The 638-nt window shown below is 61.0% G+C and carries 1 protein-coding gene; it reads right to left on the reverse strand.

Going from position 1 to position 638, the window contains the following annotated elements:
- Nucleotides 1–17: 17 nt before the first annotated feature.
- A partial coding sequence (locus A7D27_RS26875; RefSeq protein ID WP_218188499.1) for a transposase occupies nt 18–638 on the reverse strand: 621 nt, incomplete at its 5' end.

A 638-nucleotide genomic window follows, 5' to 3' on the forward strand; every position in this document is an offset into this window, starting at 1 on the left:
AGATACCGTCTTGATTTCTAGTGAGCAAGGGCCAGTTTTGCATCAAACGGCTGGCCCGATTTCAAGACGCCATAGGCGATGTTCAGCAGCTTGCGCATCGCTGCGCAGACGATCTGCTTGCCGGTCTTGCCCCTCTCTCTTAGCCGTTCGCCCATGGCTCTGATCGCTTCGTTGTATGTCAGGGCGCTGATCGCGGGCATGTACAGGCCTGCTCTCAGGCGCGATGAGCCCATCTTGGAGATGCGCGTCTGCCCTCGGTAGCTCCCGGACTCCTGCAGCCGTGGATTGAGCCCGGCAAAGGCGGTGATGGCGCGGCTGTTGGCAAAGCGCTGCGGGTCGCCCAGTTCCGCCAGGAGCAGGGCGGCGGTCTTGTCGGCGACTCCGTCGATACTGGTCAGCAGGTCGCGCTTGCAGCGTAGGTCCGGGTCGTTGTCGATGTGCTTGTTGATCGCTTTGAGAGTCTCTTTGATCTCTTGCCCGATGTGTTCCAGCACCGACTCGATCGAGGCCTTCACGTTGGCATCGGCCACTTCCAGACGGTTGTGCTCCATCTGTTCGATTTCGCGCAGGTCATCCAAGCGCCGTACCAGGGCTTTCAGGCGCTTTACGGCAGGGGGCTCGGGTTGCCAGAGGCGCAG

Origin of the sequence: Pseudomonas sp. 1D4 (genome assembly GCF_001728925.1) — a bacterium.
In the GTDB taxonomy this organism is placed as follows: domain Bacteria; phylum Pseudomonadota; class Gammaproteobacteria; order Pseudomonadales; family Pseudomonadaceae; genus Metapseudomonas; species Metapseudomonas otitidis.